Here is an 18653-nt window from a genome sequence, read left to right as displayed (position 1 = left end):
CCCCTCTCTCCTCCCGAGGAGGGACGACCCAGGCCCTCCAGACCAGGTACGTTCGATTCGTGGCTGGATTCAGGATCGGACGCGGCCGGGACAACCGCACCCCGCAAGCACGCCCCCAACAACGACCGCGGCAGGAGCCGTACGGACAGCAGGCGCAGGCCCCCCAGGGCCAGCAGCCTCCGTACGGCTACCCTCAGCCGCCCTCCCAGCAGCAGTACGGCGGTCAGCCGCCGTACGGCCAGGGTCAGGGCGGCCGCCAGGGCGGGTACGGCGGGCAGCAGTGGCCGCAGGCGGGCGGCAACCAAGGCAATCACGGTGAGCCGGAGTACTTCGGCGGCCCTGGCGGCCCGGGACACGGGGGCCAGGGCGGGCAGGGCGGCCAGGGGGGACAAGGCGGCGGCCAGGGCGGCTTCGATCCGTACGCCGCCAACAACCCGGGTCACACCCAGGCCTTCTCCGTGAGTGAGGACCCGTACAACCAGGGCGACACCTACCGCGCGGGCCAGAGCGCACCGCCGCCCATGGGCCCTCGCCTGCACTGGAAGGACCTGCTGCGCGGCATCGTGATGAACCCGGTGCCGACCTTCATGCAGATGCGCGACTACGCGATGTGGGCCCCGGCCGTCATCGTGACGTTCCTGTACGGCCTGCTCGCGATCTTCGGATTCGACGGCGCCCGCGAGGACGCCATCAACGCCACCCTCTCGACGGCCGTTCCGTACGTCCTGATGACAGCGGTCGCGATCACGATCAGCGCCTTCATCCTCGGCGTGGTCACCCACTCGCTCGCCCGTCAGCTCGGCGGCGTGGGCGCCTGGCAGCCGACGGTCGGCCTCTCCATGCTGATCATGTCGATCACGGACGCGCCCCGCGTTGTCGTCGGGATGTTCCTCGGCGGCGGCCAGACCTTCGTCCAGCTGCTCGGCTGGGTGACCTGGGTCGCGGCGGGCGCGCTGCTCACGGCGATGGTGAGCAAGTCGCACGACCTGCCGTGGCCGAAGGCGCTGGGCGCGGCGTCGATCCAACTGCTCGCGCTGCTCGCGATCATCAAGCTGGGTACGTTCTAGCGACGCAGAACCAGGACGGGCCCCGGCGGATCACTCCGCCGGGGCCCGTCTCGTCTCTGTTCGCTCACGCGTCAGGCGTCCAGAACCTGCCCGGCGCGCCGCACCACCGGCGGCTCGACGCTCCACGGGAAGTTGATCCAGTCGTCGGTGCGCTTCCAGACGTACTCGCACTTCACGAGCGACTGCGACTTCTCGTAGATCACCGCGCTGCGCACCTCGGCCACGTGGTCGAGGCAGAAGTCGTGCACGAGCTTCAGCGTCTTGCCGGTGTCGGCGACGTCATCGGCGATGAGCACCTTCTTGTCGGTGAAGTCGATCGCGTTCGGCACGGGCGCCAGCATGACCGGCATCTCCAGGGTCGTCCCGACCCCCGTGTAGAACTCCACGTTCACCAGGTGGATGTTCTTGCAGTCGAGCGCGTACGCGAGCCCGCCCGCGACGAAGACGCCACCGCGGGCGATGGAGATGATGACGTCGGGCTGATACCCGTCGTCGGCGATGGTCTGCGCGAGCTCGCGCACCGCGTCGCCGAACTTCTCGTACGTAAGGTTCTCGCGCACGTCACTCATGCTGAATGTCACACCTGGGTTCGATGGAAATTGAGGAAGGAACGGGAGGCGGTCGGCCCGCGCTGCCCTTGGTAACGCGATCCGTACCGCTCGGAGCCGTACGGCGCCTCGGCGGGCGAGGTCAGCCGGAACAGGCACAGTTGCCCGATCTTCATGCCGGGCCACAGCTTGATGGGCAGCGTCGCGAGATTCGACAGCTCCAGCGTCACGTGCCCGGAGAAACCGGGGTCGATGAAGCCGGCGGTGGAGTGTGTGACGAGCCCGAGCCGCCCCAGGCTGGACTTCCCCTCGAGCCTGCTGGCGAGGTCGTCGGGGAGGCTGATGACCTCGTGCGTCGAGGCGAGCACGAACTCACCGGGGTGCAGGATGAACGGCTCGTCGCCCTCGGGCTCCACGAGCCGCGTCAGGTCGGCCTGCTCCACGGAGGGGTCGATGTGTGGGTAGCGGTGATTCTCGAACACCCGGAAGTAGCGGTCGAGCCGCACATCGATGCTTGAGGGCTGCACCATGGATTCGTCGTACGGATCGATCCGTACTCGTCCGGCGTCGATCTCGGCCCGGATGTCCTTGTCTGAGAGAAGCACGCACCGAGGATACGCAGAGCGCGCGGGCCCGCCCCAATCGGACGCCCCGCGCGCTGCCTGCCGTTCTCTGCTTTCCCGCTGCCTCGCTGCCCCGCGCTACCGCTTCTGCGACGCGACCGGCACGGCATGCCGCAATCGGGCACAGCGTGGACAGCGGATGAGCCGGCCGGGTCCGAGCCGGTCGGCCTTCTGCATCGGGAACGAAGCAGTGCTGAACACGTGCCCTTCGGCACATCGGACGACGGTGCGCTCCATCAAGTCCTCGAGTCCCTTCCCCAAAGCCGTAGTTGAGCTCGTAGCTCGCCGCACTCCGCTCGCGAGCGAGACGGCGACGAGAGGCCACATTACGGGACGAATGGGGCGCCCCTCCAGGCGGCACTCCGGCTCTTCACGGTACGCCCCAACTCCCGCACCCCGCTGAGGCATCCACGCCCCGGACAGCACCCAGGCCCCGGGGCAAAAGCGCCCGGGGCCTGGGATGAGGTAGAGTGTGCGACGTTACGGCACCGCCACAGACGGTGTTTTTCGCGGGTGTAGTTTAGTGGTAGAACATCAGCTTCCCAAGCTGAGAGTGCGAGTTCGATTCTCGTCACCCGCTCCAGCAGAAGAACCAAAACCCCCAGGTCGTCGACCCGGGGGTTCTTTGTTGTCCGGACCTTGCCCAGATCCGTCCCTTCAGCGATTCCATGTAACAGGCATGTATTAGGGCGTGGCCGGGCGGAACGTTTGCCCCGGGCGGGCGTGTCCTGGTGATCAGTAACGCTCACTCGTGCCGGGCAGACGGCACCGACCGTAGGGAAGAAACGATGCGCGCCAAGACCCTCACCCTCGCCGCCATGGCCCTCGCCGCGAGTCTCTCGCTCACCGCCTGCCAGGGGGACAAGGACTCCGACGCGAGCGGCTCCGGGTCCGGGAGCGGCTCCGGGTCCTCTTCGTCCTCCTCCTCGGACGGGTCATCGGACACGGCCTCCGGCAGCAGCGCGTCCGACAAGAACGCCAAGAGCGCCGGCGGCGACTCGACCACCACGGCGTCCGGCCAGGGCAGCGGTGGCGGGCAGATCACCACCGGCAACTGCAAGACCGCCAACCTCGCCTTCAGCGCCTCTCACGGCATGGCCGAGGGCGACCTCATAGTCAGCCTCAAGAACAAGAGCGACACCTGCTCCCTCAAGGGCTTCCCCGGCGTCGACCTCAGGTCCGAGGACGCCTCCGGGCCCCTCAGCGCCGAGCGCAGCAAGCTCGCCGCCCCGGCCGTCGTCCTCAACACGGGCGAGACCACCCGCTTCACCCTGCACACCCCGACGAACGACGGCAGCGGCGAGGACCCGGTCTTCGTCAGCGCCATCGAGGTCACCCCGCCCAACGAGACCCATTCCAAGGTCCTGTCGACCGACCTCAACCTCCCGGTCGGCGCCGACGGCAAGGTTTTCGTGGACCCGGTCGGCACCGGCAAGCAGTAACTCACTCCCGCCCTCGGCTCAGCGCACGCGCGCACCAGTTGATGATCGCCGCGTTGACCAGCGCTCCGGCGGCGACCGCGAGGATCACCATCGCGGTGCCGTCCGGGAGCACGACGAGCACGAAGCTTGCCGGAGCCGTGGCGAGCAGGGGGATGACGCCCGCCATGGACTCGTCCGTGCTGTCGACCGCGCTCACCACCAGGGCCCACACCAACAGGGCGGCGCAGAGCGCGAGGTAGGCGAGGGCGATGGCGGCGCCGGGTTTGAGGCGGCGGCGATTGGTACCGAGCATGGTGGTGAGTTCCTCCGGTGTGGTGCGGGCGCGGGGCGTCGTCAGAGGCGGGGGCCCGGTGGGTTGGGGCGGGCCAGGCCCAGGTCGTACGCGAGGATCGTGGCCTGTACCCGGTCGCGCAGACCGAGTTTGCGCAGGAGCGCGTTCACGTGGGACTTCACCGTGCCGACCGTGATGCCGAGCTCCTCGGCGATCTCCGCGTTGTTGAGGCCGGACGCGAGCAGGGCGAGGACGTTGCGTTGGCTGCCGGTCAGGGTGTTCAGGTCGTGGGGTCTCGCGCCCGCGCCGGTGACAGGACCTGACGCGTAGTGGCCGATCAGTCTGCGGGTCGCGGACGGGGCGAGCACGCTCTCGCCTGCCGCCACCACCCGGATGCCGTGGAGCAGTTCGGACGCGTGTACGTCCTTGAGCAGGAACCCCGAGGCCCCCGCGCGCAGCGCGTCGAAGACGTACGCGTCGAGGTCGAACGTGGTCAGGACCAGAACCCGAGGCGCGTCCGCGCGGCCCGTGATGATCCGGGTCGCGGCGATGCCGTCGAGTTCGGGCATCCGTACGTCCATGACCACCACATCGGGCGCGAGCTCCGCGGCGAGCCGTACCGCGTCGACGCCGTCGGCCGCCTCGCCGACCACCGTCATGTCGTCCTCGGCGTCGATCACGGCGGCGAACCCCGCCCGTACGATGCCCTGATCGTCGACGACCAGCACTTTCAGGCTCATCGTTCCCCTTCTTCATCAGTCCGCGACCCGAGCGGCAGCCCGAGGCTGATCGTGCCCGCCGGAGTCGTGGTCAGGGTGCCGTCGAGTGCCTCGACCCGGGTCGCGAGCCGTTCTCGTACGAGCGGTACCGCGGAACTGGGCACTCCGGTGGCCGTCAGCGTCAACGTATCCCCGTCCGCGTCCAGTACGAGCACCGCGGGCTCGTCGCCGCCGGTCGCGAGCAGCGTCTCGGCGGCGTGGTAGGCGGCCAGGTCCACGGCGGTGGGGAGGCGGTCCGGCACGCGGTCGGTCAGCCGTACCTCCACTTCGCGGCCGGTCGCCCTGACCTGCTGGGCAAGGAGGTCGAGGGCCTGGAGGGTGGGCTGCGGACGCAGATCGCCTTCTCTCTCCTGAGCTCCGCCCCTGTCCCCGCCCCCGTCCCTGTCGCCGTCCTCGGCCCCTTCCTCCTCCCGGACCGTGTCCAGCAACGCGCGCATCGCCGCCAACGCGTCACGGGCCCGTTCGGCCGTCTCGTCGAGCCTGCCCGCCTCCGCCTCCGTGACCATGTCCGCGGTGCGTGCGAGAACCGTGGTCTCCAGGCCCGCGGCGATCCGGCGGCGCTCGGCCCACGCGTCCCTGACGGCCTCCTCGGTCCAGGTGGCGAGGCGTTCCTCCTGAGCGTCCCTGGAAGCCGAGTCGCGTCGGCGCGCCAGAGCCCCGACCCGGCGGGCCGCGCCGACCGCCACGGACGCTCCTGCGATCGCGCACGCGACGACCGCCCAGGCCGGGGCCGTCGTACCCCGGTCAAGGACCGCGGCGGTGGCCGACCCCGCGTGCACCACCACGGCCGCGAGCGTGAGGACCCGGGCCAGGGCCCGGCTCACGGCAGGGGACGTACGACGTGCCGCGTCCGCGGCGAGCGCCACGCAGGTGGCGAGCATGCTCAGCGCGGGCGGCAGGGCCGCGGGACCGGTGTAGTCGCCCGCCGCCATCGCCACCGGCCACAGCGGGGCGAGCCCGAGCAGGCCGATCTGAGCGGCGCGGGGCGCCCGGCGCAGCCACAGCAGCGCGACCGCCTGTGCGCCGGCGAGGAGCGCGAAGAGCACGCCCGCGGACACGTGCTGGGCGTTCGACGCCGTATCCGACGTGATCACCAGTGCCGGGAACAGCGGTTGCAGGACGAGGCCGGTTGCCGCCGTCAGCTGCGCGAGGCGGTATTTCCTTGTCACGGAACGCTCCACCGGGGCCGCCGTCCGGCCGGGCAGGACCGCCCGTACCTCCCAACCGCCCTCCTCCGTCGGGCCGCTGTGCAAGCTGCCGCCCGCCTCCCGCGCCCGGGACCGCAGGAACCCCTGGCCGCGTCCCCCGCCCAGGCCCACGGTGCGGCGGTCCTGGGCCTGGACCGCCGGGTCGGCCCGCGGTGGGGTGCTTGTCACCACGACGTCCGTGCGGGTCTCGCCGTACCGGCACAGGACCTTCGTATACGCACCGGGAGCGTGCCGTGCCACGTTGGTCAGCGCCTCGCGCACGATGCCGTACGCCGCGTCGGCGACTGCGCCGTCCGGCAGCGGGTCGATCTCCATGTCCACCTGCTGGTCGAGGCGGCGGAAGCCCGCGACCAGGCCCCGCAACCGCTCCTGCGGCGACGGCAGTTCCTCGCGGGAGGGCGCGGGGGCCCGTACCGCGCCCAGCGCCCGGGTGACCTCGCGGCCGGTCTCGACCGCGAACTCCGCTGCCTGCGAGGCAAGTTCGGGGCGGCGATCGCGCAGCCCGACGGCCGCCCCCACCGTGACCACCACGGCCGTCAGGTGGTGGGCGCTGACGTCGTGCAACTCCCGCTCCATACGGCGCCGTTCGACCGCGGGGAGGCGATGCCGCTCGGCCTCGGCCCGCTTCAGCCGCGCTTGGGCCGCCTGCCGTGCGCGGCTCTTGCGTCGTACGAGGAGACCGGCGCCGCACGCGGCGGCGTAGAGGAGAGCGGTCAGAACGAGGTCGAGTCCGTTCTGATCACTGAGGCCGTGCAGCGTCATACCCAGCAGCAGCTGCCAGATCGCGAGCGCCACCACGCACATCACCGCGGTGAAGGTGTCGCGTTCGGTCGCCACGGTGAACAGGGCGAGGGCGGCCCCCGCGGTCCCGAGCACCGCCGTCGCCCCGACGGGCAGCGGCCCGGCGCCCAGCGCACAGGCGGCTGCGACCACGACGAGGGTGAGCATCGGGCGCGTACGGCGAAGGGCGAGCGCGGCCGTCACCACTGTGGCGACCAGGGCCGCCACGAGAAGCGCGGCCCCGGAAGGAACGGACCCGCGCACCAGCGGCGCGACGGGCCACACCACGGCCTGGGCGCAGATCAGCAGGACCGGGAGCAGCCGGTCGTCGGTTCGCTTCATGACAGATCAAGGCTATGACCGCGGGTGAGCGGATCGGCTCCGGCTTGAGGCTGATGTCGCTCCGTGCCCGTCCTACCTGGGTTATAGGTGCGGGCGGCGCACCCCGGCCGGTGGACGGCCACGGGGCCTCCTCTACCTCTGGTTCAAGACGGCAATCGTCCGTCAGCCCGAGGTCAGCGCCCTGCGCCGCGCCATAGCCTCGAACACATCGAGCGGCACTTCCCGCCACTTCCCACTACTGATTCAAGGGGTACTCCCATGTCCAAGCGCATTGTTGTCTCGTCGCTCATCGGCGCTGTCGTCGTCGGCGGAATCGCCGCCGGTGGAATCGCCATGGCGTCGGACTCAGCCCCGGCGGAGCCGACCCTGGAGAACAGCTCGGCCCGCTACGTCGCCCCGTCGTCCGACGGCGCCAGCGCCGGCTCGCTCACCTTCACCACGGACGTGAGCGACGACTCGGGCGTCCGTGGCCTCAAGGTCCTCGCGTGGCCCGCGAGTTCGAAGCTCGACCCGACCGAGGCGGAGCTCCGGAGCGCGGAGAGCGCCACGTGCAGCAGCACTTCGGACGACACGTCCCGCTGCACCTACACGCTGAAGGTCACGAAGAAGGAGGCGGCGGAGCTGGACCAGGGCACCTGGTACGTCTCGGCGCGGGCGGCGGCCAAGGACGGGGGCACGACGTTCGTGCCGCGTGCCGCCACCTTCGACGTAACGCGCTGACGCTTCCGGTCGGTCGGTCGGTCGGTGGACCGTGGATGAGCGGAGTGCGTCCCGAACTCGCGGATCGATGCCACAGGCCGCGCGTTACAGTCGGAAGCTCCTGTCAGTCAGCTCAACCGGGGGTCTCTCATGGCACTGTTCGGCAACGCGCACACGATCAATCCGGCGACCGCACAGCAGGACTACGCACGCCTGTTGGGCCACGGCGAACAGGTGCAGGCCGCTTTTCTGCTGATCCGCGACACCATGATCTTCACCGACCGCCGTCTCCTCCTCATCGACAAGCAGGGGATAACCGGCAAGAAGGTCGAGTACCACTCCATTCCGTACCGCAGCATCTCGCACTTCTCGGTGGAGACCGCCGGGCACTTCGACCTCGACGCCGAGCTCAAGATCTGGATCTCCAGCGCCCAGGAGCCGATCCAGAAGACCTTCACCAAGGGCGTCGACATCTACGAAGTACAGGCGATCCTCACGCAGTACGTGGCGCGCTGAGCGATTACGTCTGAGGTGACGCGAGGCCGGAAGCACTCCCCGGTGTCTTCTCACGCGCGTGCGTCTGTGCTTGCCTTGGGGCCGCTCGGGGGGCCGTGAGGCCTCTCTCGGTCGCCCGGACGGGAGTTGGCGTATGCGCAAGTCGTGGGTCGGGGGAGTGCTGGGCGCCGCGCTGCTCCTCGGGGCGTGCGGCGACCCCGGCTCGTCCGAGGCCGCCCCGGCCCCCGCCCCGGGCCCCTCCACGACCAGCGCCACCGCCACCGCCACCCCACCCCCCTCGCCGCGCTCGTCGACGGTTCGCCCCCGCGTTGCGGAAAAGTCCCGGACAAAAGCCCCAAAGGTCCTCTATCTCGGGGACTCTCTCGCAATGGAGAACCAGACCGCCCTCGGCGACCAGCTCCGCTCCGACCTCGGCGCCCGCTACACCAGCGCCCCCTACTCCGGCACCACCCTCTGCGACTACCTCGACGGCACCGGCGAGGACTCCCTCGTACCGGACAAGGACAAGGCCGCCGCGCTTGTGCGTGCGGAGCGGCCGGATGTCGTGGTGCTCCAGTTCTGGGGCAACGCGTGGGGCTATACGCCGTGCATGGACGGCATCACGTACGACAAGGCGCGGGCGAAGTACTTCGACCGGTACGCCGCCGACGCGAAGGCGCTGACCTCGCAGATCGACGAAGCCGCGGGCGGGGCGGGCCGGACGCGCGTCGTGTGGGTGCTGCAGGGACCCGACCCGATCACGCCCGATCGCGTACGGCGCGTCAACGGCATCTACGAGACGCAGGCCCGGACATCGGGCGGGATCGTCGCCGACGCGGGCCGCACGGTCGCCCCGGCGTCGGACCGGCACACCTGGGTCGAGAAGCTGCCGTGCACCACGTACGAACGGAACCATCCCGCGTACTGCACCGAGCCGGGCCGTGGCCGCACCGCCCTGCATCGCGGCGACGACTACCTGCACTTCTGCCTGGCGCCCACCACCGCCAAGTCCCGCCCCTGCCCGACCCGTTCGCCCGGCATCCGGCGGATGGCGGCGGAGATCACCCGGGCTGTCGCCGACGCGCGCCAGTGATGCTGTCGCTGACGCGCGGGCAATGCTTCGGGACGCGCCCGAGTGATTCCGGGCGCCGAGGGTGAAGTCATCCCCATTCGGCCTAATACCGCTCGCGCACCCCCGGAGAGCTGTCACACGCTGTGAACCCCGTCGACAGAAAAGAGGGGCCATGAGCAGCAGCGGTGACAGCGGCAGCAGTAGCAGTAGCAGCGGCGGTACGAGCAACGCCCCCAGCGGCGAGAGTCTCTGGGCATCCGGCGGCACGATGTTCGCGGGTGTCCTGATGCTGGTCAACGGCATTCTCGGCATCCTCGAAGGCATCGCGGGCATCGCGAAGGACGACGTCTACGCGCGCATCGGGGACTACGTCTACAAGCTCAACCTCACCGCGTGGGGCTGGCTGCACCTGATCCTCGGCATCCTCGTCGCGATCACCGGCTACGGCATCCTCAAGGGCGCGGCCTGGGGCCGGGTGAGCGGTATCGCGCTTGCGTCGCTGGCCGTGGTCCTGCAGTTCCTGTGGCTGCCGTACCAGCCGATCTGGGCGCTGATCTCGATCGCCATCGGCGTCTTCGTCATCTGGGCGCTCTGCACGGACCACCCGGACCGTCACCGGGACCGTGACCGTGGCGTTCCGTCGGGCGGCACGGCGGCGGGCGGCTGGGACCCCAGGCCCACCTCCAGCGGCCCCGGCCCGTTCGCCGAGGGCTCCGGTGGCTCGGGTAGCCCCGCTGGTACCGGCCCCACGCCTCCTCCCACCGCCCACTGACCGGACGCGAGGCAGAGGTGGGCGCGAAGAGGCCCATGACACCGCAGGCCCGCGCCCTGCTCCCGCTCGTCGTGCCCGCCCTGCTCGTCGGTGTCGGGTCCAGCCTGCTCCTGCTGCTGCTCAGCCTGGTCGCCGAGCGGTTGCAGGATCTGCTGTGGGACACGTTGCCGGACGCGGCCGGGGTGTCAGGGACGTCAGTGGGGTGGATCTTCGGCGTGCTCACCGCGGCGGGGTTCGTCGTCGGTCTGATCGTGTGGAAGGTCCCCGGGCACGCCGGGCCCGATCCCGCGGCACTCGGCCTCGTCGATCCGCCGCTGCCCGTGCGGGTGCTCCCCGGTATCGCGCTCGCCGTCATCGTGGGGCTCGCGGGCGGCGTCAGCCTCGGCCCGGAGAACCCGATCACGGCGATCAACATCGCCCTCGCCTACGCACTCGGCATGAAAGCCATGCCCCGCACGCCCGCGAGCGACTGGGTCGCACTCGCCGCCGCGGGGACCATCGGCGCCCTCTTCGGTACGCCGGTGGCGGCGGCGCTCGTCCTCTCCGAGACCGTCACCGCTCAAGGGGGCGACCCGCGCCCCCTGTGGGACCGGCTGTTCGCGCCGCTCGTCGCGGCGGGCGCGGGGGCGCTGACCACCGTCCTCATCGCGCACCCGTCGTTCCAGATCGACGTCGAGGCGTACGGCGGGCCGCGCTGGATCGACGCACTCTCCGCCATGGTCATCAGCACGGGGGCGGCCGCGATCGGGCTGTGCGCCGTGTACGCCTTCCCCTACCTCCACCGCGCCTTCCGCCAGCTCGGGCACCCCGTGCTGATGCTGACCATGGGCGGTCTCGTGCTCGGCGCCCTGGGTGCGCTCGGCGGCCCGCTGACCCTCTTCAAGGGCCTGGACGAGATGAAGGAGCTGACCACGCACGCGTCCGACCACGACGCGGGCAACCTGCTGCTGCTCGCCGTGGTCAAACTGCTCGCGCTCTGCGTGGCCGCGACCTGCGGATTCCGGGGCGGGCGGATCTTCCCGGCGGTCTTCGTGGGCGTGGCACTCGGCATGTTCGCGCACGCCCTGGTCGACGCCGTACCGCCCTCCCTGGCGATCACGTGCGCCATCCTCGGCATCCTGCTCGCCACGACCCGGCAGGGCTGGCTGAGCCTGTTCACGGCGGCCGTGGTGGTGATGGACCTCGAACTGCTTCCCGTCCTGTGCCTCGCGGCCCTGCCCGCCTGGCTGTTGGTGACGGGACGCCCGGACATGCTGATCAAGGAGGAGGAAGAGGTCCACCCAACGGCCTCATGAGCAGGTCAAGCAGGTCAGGGGCGGTTCAGGCCCGGCACCCCCAGCGCCCCGAGCCCGTCGAGGACCAGGTCCACGCCGACCGCCGCGAGGAGCAGGCCGAGCAGCCTGCCGAAGAGCTCGATCGTGGCGTGATGTGTGTTGCGCAGGACGCGCGCGAGGAGGACCACGCAGACCAGATCCAGGGCGACCACGGTCACGTACGCGCCGACGACGGTGGAACGCCAGGTCCAGGTGTCGCGGGCCGCCGCCTCGATCAGTACGGCGGTCATGGCGAGCGGGCTCACGATGTACGGCATCAGCAGTTCGCGTACGCCGCTGACGAGATCGGGGGCGTCCTGGTTCGCGTGGTCCGAGCCGAGGTGGACGCCGAGTACGAGCCCGACGGCGTAGATGAAGAAGATGACACCGCCCGCGAGTTGCAGAGCGGGGGTGGAGATGTGGAAGAGCTCGAGGAGCCAGGGCGCGGTGATGCCCGCGATCAGGCCCACCACGACGGCCGCCCCGGACGAGACGAGGGCGATCGTGCGCAGCTCGCGGACCGGGTGGTTCTGCGCGAGGCCGCCGAAGGCGAGCAGCACCTTGGGCGGGCCGACGACGGAGAAGAAGGTGATGAAGGCGGCGGAATAGGTCAGGGCAGCGGTCACGCACGGCATCCTGTACCGCGCGGCGCCTAGAACGCTGCGGGTCCGCCGTTCGCCGCGACCGTGTCGCGCACCGCGCGGACGAAAGCGTCCAGGCGCGGGGTGCCCGCGGCGGCCGTACGCGAGATGAGCGCGACATCGGCCGACGGAACGCCGTCCAGGGGTACGAAGGTGATGTCCGGCCGTGAGTAGTACTTCTCCACGGACGCGACGACCGGCGAAACCCCCTGCCCCGTGGCGACCAGCGTCATCAGCTCCTGGAAGCCGGCGACGGACCGGCCGCGGCGGATCGGGAGGCCGCTGGGCGTGCGGGGCGGGATGTGGAAGTCCCACCAGTAGGCGGGCGCACCGTTGACGACGCCGAAGAAGGTCTCGCCCGCGCACTCTTCGAGGGACACGCTGTCGCGACCGGCGAAACGGTGGCCGAGGGGCACGGCCAGCATGCGGGGTTCGTTGATGACAACGGGCCCGACGGTGAGGTCGGGCTCCTCGACGGGCAGGCAGGTGAACAGCGCGTCGGCCTCGCCGCTGCGGAGCGCGCCGAGCGGATCCCCGTACTGGGTCTCCCGCATCCGGACGTCGCAGCGCGGGCAGCGCGCGCGGAACGTCTCCAGGATCGCGGAGGTGAGCGAGCCCGCGCCCGACCCGAGGAAGGCGACGGTCAGCTCGCCGTCGACACCGCGCGCCGTGTCCTTGGCGCGGGCGACCGCGGCCTCCATCCTCAGGTGCAGCGGCGCGAGATCGTCGTACAGCTGACGGCCCAGCGGGGACATCTCCACCTTGCGGCTCGTGCGCTCGAAGAGCGGGGCGCCGATCTTGCGCTCCAGCTTCTTCACGGTCTGGCTGACGCGCGCCTGGGAGAAGAGGAGGCGTTCGGCGGTGCGGCCGAAGTGGAGTTCTTCGGCGAGGGTCAGAAAGGTCTCGAGCTCTTGCCGTTCCATGCTTCTCCCCCACCTTGTACGGCTGTGACCTGCATCGATAAGCCTGAGCGTGGCGATCGTTTCACGGATCGCCGTTGATCGGGGGGTGGCGGGGGCGGATCTTGGAGGAGTCAGGTCCGCCGGTCCGGTCCACGGACGGCGTCGCTTCTCCAGAATTCCTCCAACTCCCCGGAGACTCACATGCTTTCGCGCACTCGTACTCGTACTTCCGCTGTCGCCGCCGCTGCCGCGCTCGCTCTGACGGCCGGTGTAGCCGTCACGGGGGCCCACGCATCGGGCGCCGAGTCGTCGCCCGGCCAGACCTGGACCGCCGCCTGGGCGGCCTCGCCGCAGCGCGCAAGTACGGGGTTCAAGCCCAACTGGTCGGAGGACGGATTCTCAGGCCAGACCCTGCGCCAGGTCGTACGCGTCACGCAGGGCGGCGACAGAGCCCGCATACGGCTCTCCAACGCGTACGGCACATCGCCGCTGCACATCGCGGGCGCGACCATCGCGCGTACGGAGAAGGGGGCCGCCGTCGAGGAGGGCTCGGTGCGGCGGCTCACGTTCGAGGGGAGGCGGTCGGTCTCGATCCCGGCGCACGGCCAACTCTCCAGTGACGAGGCGGGCTTGAACCTCAAGCCCTTCGAGTCGGTCACCGTCACCCTGCACCTCGCCCGCACGACGGGCCCCGCCACGTTCCACGCGCAGTCGTTCGCGACGAGTTACCGGGCGGAGGGCGATCATGTCGGGGACTCCGGGGCGGGGGCGTTCGACGAGTCGACGGAGTCCTGGTACTTCCTGTCGGGCGTGGACGTGAGTGGCCATCTCCGTGGTGACCGCGCTCGCCGGAACGACGGCGTCGTCCTCTTCGGCGACTCCATCACCGACGGTTTCGCCTCCTCCACCGACCTCAACCGCCGCTGGTCCGACGCCCTCGCCGAACGCCTCGCCAAGGCGGGCACGCCCCGTCCGGTGCTCAACGCCGGCATCGGCGGGAACCTCGTTCTCAACGACTCGGCCTGGTACGGCGAGAGGGGTACGGCCCGGTTCGGGCGGGACGCGCTCGACCTGCCGGGGGTGGGGACGGTCGTCGTCCTCGAGGGCCTGAACGACATCGGCTTCAGCGAGAGCGATACGCCCACGTACAAGCCCGCGCCGAAGGTGAGCGCGGATGAACTCATCGCGGGCCACCGGAAGTTGATCCGGGCCGCACACGCGAAGGGGGTCAAGGTGGTGGGGGCTACGTTGCTGCCGTTGGGGGGCTCTGATCACTATGGGGAGCGGGCGGCGAAGGTGAGCGACGAGTTCAATGAGTGGGTGCGGTCTTCGGGGGAGTACGACTCGTATGTCGACTTCGACAGGGCGCTTGCGGATCCTGCGGACGGGGAGCGGATCGCCCCCCAGTACGACAGTGGGGATCACCTGCATCCGAATGACGCGGGGTATCTGGCGATGGCTCGGGCGGTGAACCTGAAAGAGCTCTAGTCCCCAACCCCGCCCCTTCCCGAGAACCCGCTGGCGCGGGGGCCTTGGTGGGCGTTGATCACCGGCTACGCCGAGTTCGTCCTCAATCGCCGGACGGGCTGGAAACTCCAGCCCGTCCGGCGATTGAGGACATCTTGTCGTGGGTCACCCCCGCGGCGAAGCAATCGCCCGCGCAGCGACCACCTCCTGCCGAAGCTGCTCCAGAACACTCCCCTCGGGCCCGATGGTGAACGAGATCGGGACCTCCTCGAGGGTCTCGGAGTCCCTCAACCCCGCAGCCAGCTCACGGAGTTGCCGAGCGACCTCCCCCACCTCGGTCAGCGTCGGCTCCCCCGCCCCGTGCCCGATCCGCACCCGCGCAGCGGTGGTCGCGTCGACGATCCGCTCGACGGCGATCACCAGCGGCCACCACGCCGCGGCCCGAGCCCCCATCGGGGGCGGCTCGGTCAGCGCACGCTGGAACTCCGTCCGGACGACGGACAGATCCCGGTAAAGACCGCGCCGCATCCGCGCCCGAGCGGCCGCGTCCACGGCCGTGCCGAACGCGCTCTCGACGTACGACGCCGTATCGGCGACCGCGTCCGCGAGCCGGTCGCCGATCCGGGTGTGCCAGCTCTCCGGCCAGAGCAAGTACCCCGCCACCAGCGAGATCCCGCAGCCGATCAGGCTGTCGAGCAAGCGCGGGGCGACGAGGCCGAAGCCCTGGTGGTTCAGGACGTCGGAGAGCAGCAGGATCACCGGAGTGATCGCCGCCGTCTGGTACCCGTACCCCCTCGGCGTGAACGCCGGGATCAGCGCCGCGAGGACCATCATCACCGGCACGTCCCACCAGCCCCGGGGCACCTGGGACAGCACGGCCGCCGCCACCACGAGCCCGGCGGCCGTGCCGAGCGCCCGCAGCACCGCCCGTGAGAAGACCGAGCCGAAGTCGGGCTTGAGGACGAAGGTGACGGTGAGCGCCACCCAGTACGAGCGGGGCACGTCGATCAGCGACACCAGGGACTGGGCGATCCCGATGCAGAGGGCGAGCCGCAGGCCGTAGCGCCAGGACGCGCTGGAGAGCATGACGTTGCGGGCGGCTCGGCGGGCTCGTACGCGCAGGACCGCGGGGCGGCCCAAGCCGTCGGTGTCGGCCCCGGTGTCGGCCCCGCTGTCGGCCTTGATGTGCACGATGCCGTGCGGGTCGGAGTCGTTGAGGAGTTCGGCGACGTGCCGCAGGGCGTGGTCGACGGCGTCCGTCGAAGGGTCGGGGGGCGGGGGCAGGTCAGGGCCGGCGATCGGGGTCGCGGCGCGGCCCGCCACCGCGTCCGCGAGGCGCCGCACCTCCGCGGGGAACTCCGGCGGCATCGGAACCCCGCACTGGTGCGCGGCGGGCGCGGCCTCGATGACCGGCGTGATCGCGTTCAACTGGGCGACCAGGCGCACCAGATCGGGGTTGCGGCCGTGCGCCCGTGTGCGCCGGGCGAGGACGAGGTCGTACGACTGGTTCAGGGATGTGGTGACGGCCGCGCGCGCGTCGTCGTAACGGTCGGTGCCCGCGGCTTCGAGCAGCGCGGCGACGCTGCGGTAGGTCGCCGCGACGGCGGCCCGTTCCGGGATGCCGGACCGCAGCGGCCAGGCGAGGAGGGCGAGGGTGAGGACGAGGAGACCGCCGCCGGTCATGAGGGCGGGGGCCAGCCACCACTCGCCCGGCATCGGAAGCCCCGCGCCCACCACGGAGTTGAGCAGCAGGAGCAGCCCTGACACGGAGGCCACGGCGCCGATCGTGGACATCATCCCGGAGACGAGGGCGACGAGCGTGACGACGCCGACCGCCACCCAGCCGTGCCCGAAGACGAGCGAGCCGATGGTGACGCCGATCGCGCCGAAGAGCTGCGGTACCGCGATGTTGAGGATCCGCATGCGGTACGCGTCGGCGGTGTCGCCGATGACTCCGGAGAGGGCGCCCATGGAGGCGAGCGCTCCGTACGCGGGCTGCCCCGCCGCCAGGCCCACGAGGAGCGGCAGCGCCAGGGCGATGGACGCGCGCGCCACCGCGGCCCAGGGGATCGGCGCGGCCTGCGGCTTGAGTGTCCTGACCAGCCAGGGGGGTGGGGCGAGGCCGCTCAGAGAGCGAGGGCCCGGTACCGGTGGTGCGGGAGGGTCCGGTGGTGCGGGTGAGTCGCGGCGGCGCATGCGGCCATTTTTACCGGTCCCCTCCGTGCAGCGTCAGATCCACCACCAGGGCCCGGTGGTCCGTGTCGCCGATCTCCAGGAAGCGGGCGTCGCGCGCCGAGAAGTCCGGGGTGGCCAGGACGTGGTCGATCTGGGTGCCAAGGGGGGACATCAGGTCGGCGGGCCAGCTGGGGGTGCGGGCTGACCCGGCGAGGCGGGCGGCGTCGCGTACTCCGCCGGTGTCCAGGATGTCGCGGAACGCCGCGTGGTCCTGGGTGGCGTTGAAGTCGCCCGCGATGATCGTGGACCGGTTCGCGCGCTTGCCCTTGGCGGCGTAGTCGCGGATCTCGGCGAGTTCGGTGCGCCAGGTGCCGAGTTGCTTGGGCAGCGGCGGCATCGGGTGGGCGAGCTGTATGCGGACCTGCTGGCCGTCCTCGAGATCGGCCACGGCGCCGGGCATGCCGAGCGTCCCCGCGAGGCCGCTCGCCTTCTTCAGGGGCAGCTTGCTGACGATCACCGAGCCCTCGGCGCCGCCTGCCTCGCTCGCGGTGCGGTAGGGGTAGTCGGCGCGGGGCAGTTCGTCGCGCAGGGTGTCCGAGCAGGTGTAGTCGCACTCCGGGACGAAGAGGAGGTCGGGTTTCTCCTTGCGGACCGCCTTGAGCAGGCCGTGGGTGGCCTGGCCGAACTGCACGTTCGACGCCATGACGCGGATCTCGGCGACGGCAGGGCCTTTGGGGTCGTCCGTCTTGCCGTACGGCTCGAGGAACCAGGCGACGCCGCCGAGCACGATGACGCCCCAGACGAGGCCGACACGCCAACGGGCGAGCGCCGCGAGCAGCAGGGCGACGATCGCCGGGGCGAGGAGGAACGGCAGGAAGGCGAGGATCTGCGGTACGGGGGTGACGCCGTCGGAGTCGGCGATGCGGAAGCCGAGGATGGCGCTCACGCCTGCCAGGAGGAGGGCGGCCAGCCATGCGGCGGGCCGTCGCCCGGGTCGCCTCTTCGCCTGCGGCTCGGGCCAGTCGTCCTGGGAGGCCGTCCTCGCTGCCGTTGCGCTGTCCAAGGCCGGCCTCTCCGCTCTGGGGTCCTGGGCGAATCTAGCTCTAGAGACGGCGGGGGGTGCGGGAGGGTTGCATCTCCCCGACCACGCCCCGGACTCCGCTCCTCAAACGCCGGAAGGGCTGGACCTGCCGCCTGATCCGCGGCGCCCCAGCAGCCACGCGGCCAGCGCGACCGCGATACCCACCCCCAGAATCACCCACGCCGCCACACTCAGGGAAGACGTCAGCGCGTCGTACACCGCCTCCGCCGCCGGGCGGGAGACATCCTTCGGCAGGTCGTCCAGGGTCAGGCCCCGGCCCACCGCGATCGCGACGGCGAGTACCGCCCCGCCGAGGGCCGCGCCGAGCGCCGTGCGGATGATCGCGCGGCGGCGGCGCACCGCCAGGAAGATGCCGGCCACGGCGAGGAGCACCGCGGCGACCGGGAGCCAGAGGCCCGCCACCTGGAGCATGTGGAATCCCTTCCCGAAGGGACCGAGGTCCGAGGACTGCATGAGCGTCACTTCGGTGTGCTCGACCGGGATGCGGTCCGCGAACGGCACGTCGTCGTCGGCCAGTTGTTTCTTGACCTGCTCGGTGATCGGTGCGAGGTCGATGGTGACGGCGCCCCCGTCGGCCTCGTCGGTGAGGGCGTCCTGCACCGCGGCGTGCGCCTCGCGGTTCGCCGACTTCCAGGCCGTCTTGAACGCCGCTGTCCCGGTGAAGGACCGCACCGCGTCCCGTACGAACGACTCGACCGTGCCCTGCAGCGGTCCGACGTCGATCTCCTTCATCACCCCGTCCGTGACCGCGTCGGCCACCGCGTCCCGCACCGCGGGGTCGGAGGCGAGCGGCGCCATCGTGGCGACGTACTGATCGGCGTCCTGGATCTCGTACTTCGCCCAGGTGGAGAGCGCGCCGAGCGGCACGAGGACACAGGCGAGCACGAGCAGCAGGGCGGACAGCGGACGTCTGAGCATGAGCACGTCTCAAGCCGAAGCCCCGGTCACGCCTGGC

17 protein-coding genes, 1 tRNA gene and 1 pseudogene are annotated in these 18653 nt (G+C 70.9%); 9 read left to right on the top strand and 10 right to left on the bottom strand.

Features of this window, described 5'->3' with window-relative positions; translation table 11 throughout:
• Positions 1-59 precede the first annotated feature (59 nt).
• On the top strand, positions 60-1067 hold the full coding sequence (locus ACWFRJ_RS28840) for a Yip1 family protein (RefSeq protein ID WP_453537042.1): 1008 nt from the start codon (positions 60-62) through the stop codon (positions 1065-1067).
• Positions 1068-1138: 71 nt separating this feature from the next.
• Here the strand turns inward: ACWFRJ_RS28840 and ACWFRJ_RS28835 are convergent, their stop codons facing one another.
• Both ACWFRJ_RS28835 and dcd read right to left on the bottom strand, forming a co-directional pair.
• The gene (locus ACWFRJ_RS28835) at positions 1139-1636 is read right to left on the bottom strand and encodes a phosphoribosyltransferase (protein ID WP_453537039.1); all 498 of its coding nucleotides are present in this window, start codon (positions 1634-1636) and stop codon (positions 1139-1141) included.
• A gap of 8 nt (positions 1637-1644) precedes the next feature.
• Entirely contained in the window at positions 1645-2220 is a 576-nt protein-coding gene (gene dcd / locus ACWFRJ_RS28830; RefSeq protein WP_453537036.1) for a dCTP deaminase, read from the bottom strand.
• Positions 2221-2747: 527 nt separating this feature from the next.
• On the opposite strand from dcd, the gene ACWFRJ_RS28825 reads away from it, so the two are divergent.
• Together ACWFRJ_RS28825 and ACWFRJ_RS28820 are read left to right on the top strand one after the other, a co-directional pair.
• A tRNA-Gly gene (locus tag ACWFRJ_RS28825) sits at positions 2748-2821 on the top strand.
• A gap of 205 nt (positions 2822-3026) precedes the next feature.
• On the top strand, positions 3027-3680 hold the full coding sequence (locus ACWFRJ_RS28820) for a DUF4232 domain-containing protein (RefSeq protein ID WP_453537033.1): 654 nt from the start codon (positions 3027-3029) through the stop codon (positions 3678-3680).
• Between the two features lies 1 nt (position 3681).
• Here the strand turns inward: ACWFRJ_RS28820 and ACWFRJ_RS28815 are convergent, their stop codons facing one another.
• From ACWFRJ_RS28815 to ACWFRJ_RS28805, 3 genes are read right to left on the bottom strand one after another with little or no spacing between them, the layout of a single operon-like run.
• Positions 3682-3972, bottom strand: a complete 291-nt coding sequence (locus ACWFRJ_RS28815; RefSeq protein WP_453537030.1) for an SCO4225 family membrane protein — start codon at positions 3970-3972, stop codon at positions 3682-3684.
• 41 nt (positions 3973-4013) lie between these two features.
• Positions 4014-4691, bottom strand: coding sequence for a response regulator (locus ACWFRJ_RS28810; protein WP_453537027.1), 678 nt, complete (start codon positions 4689-4691; stop codon positions 4014-4016).
• On the bottom strand, positions 4688-7060 hold the full coding sequence (locus ACWFRJ_RS28805; RefSeq protein WP_453537024.1) for a histidine kinase: 2373 nt from the start codon (positions 7058-7060) through the stop codon (positions 4688-4690). Before ACWFRJ_RS28805 ends, ACWFRJ_RS28810 begins: the two co-directional genes overlap by 4 nt.
• A 258-nt stretch (positions 7061-7318) precedes the next feature.
• Between ACWFRJ_RS28805 and ACWFRJ_RS28800 the strand changes: the two genes are divergently transcribed.
• From ACWFRJ_RS28800 to ACWFRJ_RS28780, 5 genes and pseudogenes are all read left to right on the top strand, one after another.
• A complete protein-coding gene (locus ACWFRJ_RS28800) occupies positions 7319-7780 on the top strand; it encodes a DUF5707 domain-containing protein (RefSeq protein ID WP_453537022.1) in 462 nt (153 codons plus the stop codon).
• Between the two features lie 129 nt (positions 7781-7909).
• Entirely contained in the window at positions 7910-8275 is a 366-nt protein-coding gene (locus ACWFRJ_RS28795; protein WP_453537019.1) for a PH domain-containing protein, read from the top strand.
• 133 nt (positions 8276-8408) lie between these two features.
• Entirely contained in the window at positions 8409-9347 is a 939-nt protein-coding gene (locus ACWFRJ_RS28790) for an SGNH/GDSL hydrolase family protein (protein WP_453537016.1), read from the top strand.
• A gap of 247 nt (positions 9348-9594) precedes the next feature.
• A pseudogene (locus tag ACWFRJ_RS28785) lies at positions 9595-9927 on the top strand (DUF7144 family membrane protein); the annotation flags it as partial.
• Between the two features lie 206 nt (positions 9928-10133).
• Positions 10134-11393 carry an ion channel protein gene (locus ACWFRJ_RS28780; RefSeq protein ID WP_453537013.1) on the top strand — a complete coding sequence of 420 codons (1260 nt, stop codon included), beginning with the start codon at positions 10134-10136 and terminating at the stop codon, positions 11391-11393.
• A 14-nt stretch (positions 11394-11407) separates the two neighbouring features.
• On the opposite strand, the gene ACWFRJ_RS28775 is transcribed toward ACWFRJ_RS28780, so the two are convergent.
• Positions 11408-12037: a MarC family protein gene (locus tag ACWFRJ_RS28775; protein WP_453537010.1), complete on the bottom strand. Its 630-nt coding sequence runs from the start codon at positions 12035-12037 to the stop codon at positions 11408-11410.
• A 26-nt stretch (positions 12038-12063) separates the two neighbouring features.
• Positions 12064-12975, bottom strand: a complete 912-nt coding sequence (locus ACWFRJ_RS28770) for a LysR family transcriptional regulator (RefSeq protein WP_453537007.1) — start codon at positions 12973-12975, stop codon at positions 12064-12066.
• 180 nt (positions 12976-13155) lie between these two features.
• Here ACWFRJ_RS28770 and ACWFRJ_RS28765 point away from each other — a divergent pair, with 180 nt between their 5' ends.
• The gene (locus ACWFRJ_RS28765) at positions 13156-14442 is read left to right on the top strand and encodes an SGNH/GDSL hydrolase family protein (protein WP_453537004.1); all 1287 of its coding nucleotides are present in this window, start codon (positions 13156-13158) and stop codon (positions 14440-14442) included.
• A 144-nt stretch (positions 14443-14586) separates the two neighbouring features.
• Here ACWFRJ_RS28765 and ACWFRJ_RS28760 read toward each other — a convergent pair whose 3' ends face one another.
• From ACWFRJ_RS28760 to ACWFRJ_RS28750, 3 genes are all read right to left on the bottom strand, one after another.
• Positions 14587-16617 (bottom strand): FUSC family protein, encoded by a 2031-nt coding sequence (locus tag ACWFRJ_RS28760; protein WP_453537001.1) that lies wholly within the window; start codon positions 16615-16617, stop codon positions 14587-14589.
• A 10-nt stretch (positions 16618-16627) separates the two neighbouring features.
• Complete coding sequence (locus ACWFRJ_RS28755) at positions 16628-17659, bottom strand: endonuclease/exonuclease/phosphatase family protein (protein ID WP_453536998.1); 1032 nt, start codon at positions 17657-17659, stop codon at positions 16628-16630.
• Positions 17660-17761: 102 nt separating this feature from the next.
• The gene (locus ACWFRJ_RS28750; protein WP_453536996.1) at positions 17762-18616 is read right to left on the bottom strand and encodes a hypothetical protein; all 855 of its coding nucleotides are present in this window, start codon (positions 18614-18616) and stop codon (positions 17762-17764) included.
• Between the last annotated feature and the right edge of the window lie 37 nt (positions 18617-18653).

The sequence above is a fragment of the Streptomyces sp. NPDC055239 genome, assembly GCF_053606205.1.
Note: the sequence above shows the minus strand (reverse complement) of the source record. Positions and strands in the feature narration are given on the sequence as shown.

Coding starts and splice junctions, on each gene's coding strand:
- ACWFRJ_RS28780 (WP_453537013.1), top strand. CDS start 10,134: ATGACACCGCAGGCCCGCGCCCTGCTCCCGCTCGTCGTGCCCGCCCTG.
- ACWFRJ_RS28765 (WP_453537004.1), top strand. CDS start 13,156: ATGCTTTCGCGCACTCGTACTCGTACTTCCGCTGTCGCCGCCGCTGCC.
- ACWFRJ_RS28750 (WP_453536996.1), bottom strand. CDS start 18,616: ATGCTCAGACGTCCGCTGTCCGCCCTGCTGCTCGTGCTCGCCTGTGTC.
- ACWFRJ_RS28795 (WP_453537019.1), top strand. CDS start 7,910: ATGGCACTGTTCGGCAACGCGCACACGATCAATCCGGCGACCGCACAG.
- ACWFRJ_RS28790 (WP_453537016.1), top strand. CDS start 8,409: ATGCGCAAGTCGTGGGTCGGGGGAGTGCTGGGCGCCGCGCTGCTCCTC.
- ACWFRJ_RS28810 (WP_453537027.1), bottom strand. CDS start 4,691: ATGAGCCTGAAAGTGCTGGTCGTCGACGATCAGGGCATCGTACGGGCG.
- ACWFRJ_RS28820 (WP_453537033.1), top strand. CDS start 3,027: ATGCGCGCCAAGACCCTCACCCTCGCCGCCATGGCCCTCGCCGCGAGT.
- ACWFRJ_RS28760 (WP_453537001.1), bottom strand. CDS start 16,617: ATGCGCCGCCGCGACTCACCCGCACCACCGGACCCTCCCGCACCACCG.
- ACWFRJ_RS28770 (WP_453537007.1), bottom strand. CDS start 12,975: ATGGAACGGCAAGAGCTCGAGACCTTTCTGACCCTCGCCGAAGAACTC.
- ACWFRJ_RS28815 (WP_453537030.1), bottom strand. CDS start 3,972: ATGCTCGGTACCAATCGCCGCCGCCTCAAACCCGGCGCCGCCATCGCC.
- ACWFRJ_RS28805 (WP_453537024.1), bottom strand. CDS start 7,060: ATGAAGCGAACCGACGACCGGCTGCTCCCGGTCCTGCTGATCTGCGCC.
- ACWFRJ_RS28835 (WP_453537039.1), bottom strand. CDS start 1,636: ATGAGTGACGTGCGCGAGAACCTTACGTACGAGAAGTTCGGCGACGCG.
- ACWFRJ_RS28800 (WP_453537022.1), top strand. CDS start 7,319: ATGTCCAAGCGCATTGTTGTCTCGTCGCTCATCGGCGCTGTCGTCGTC.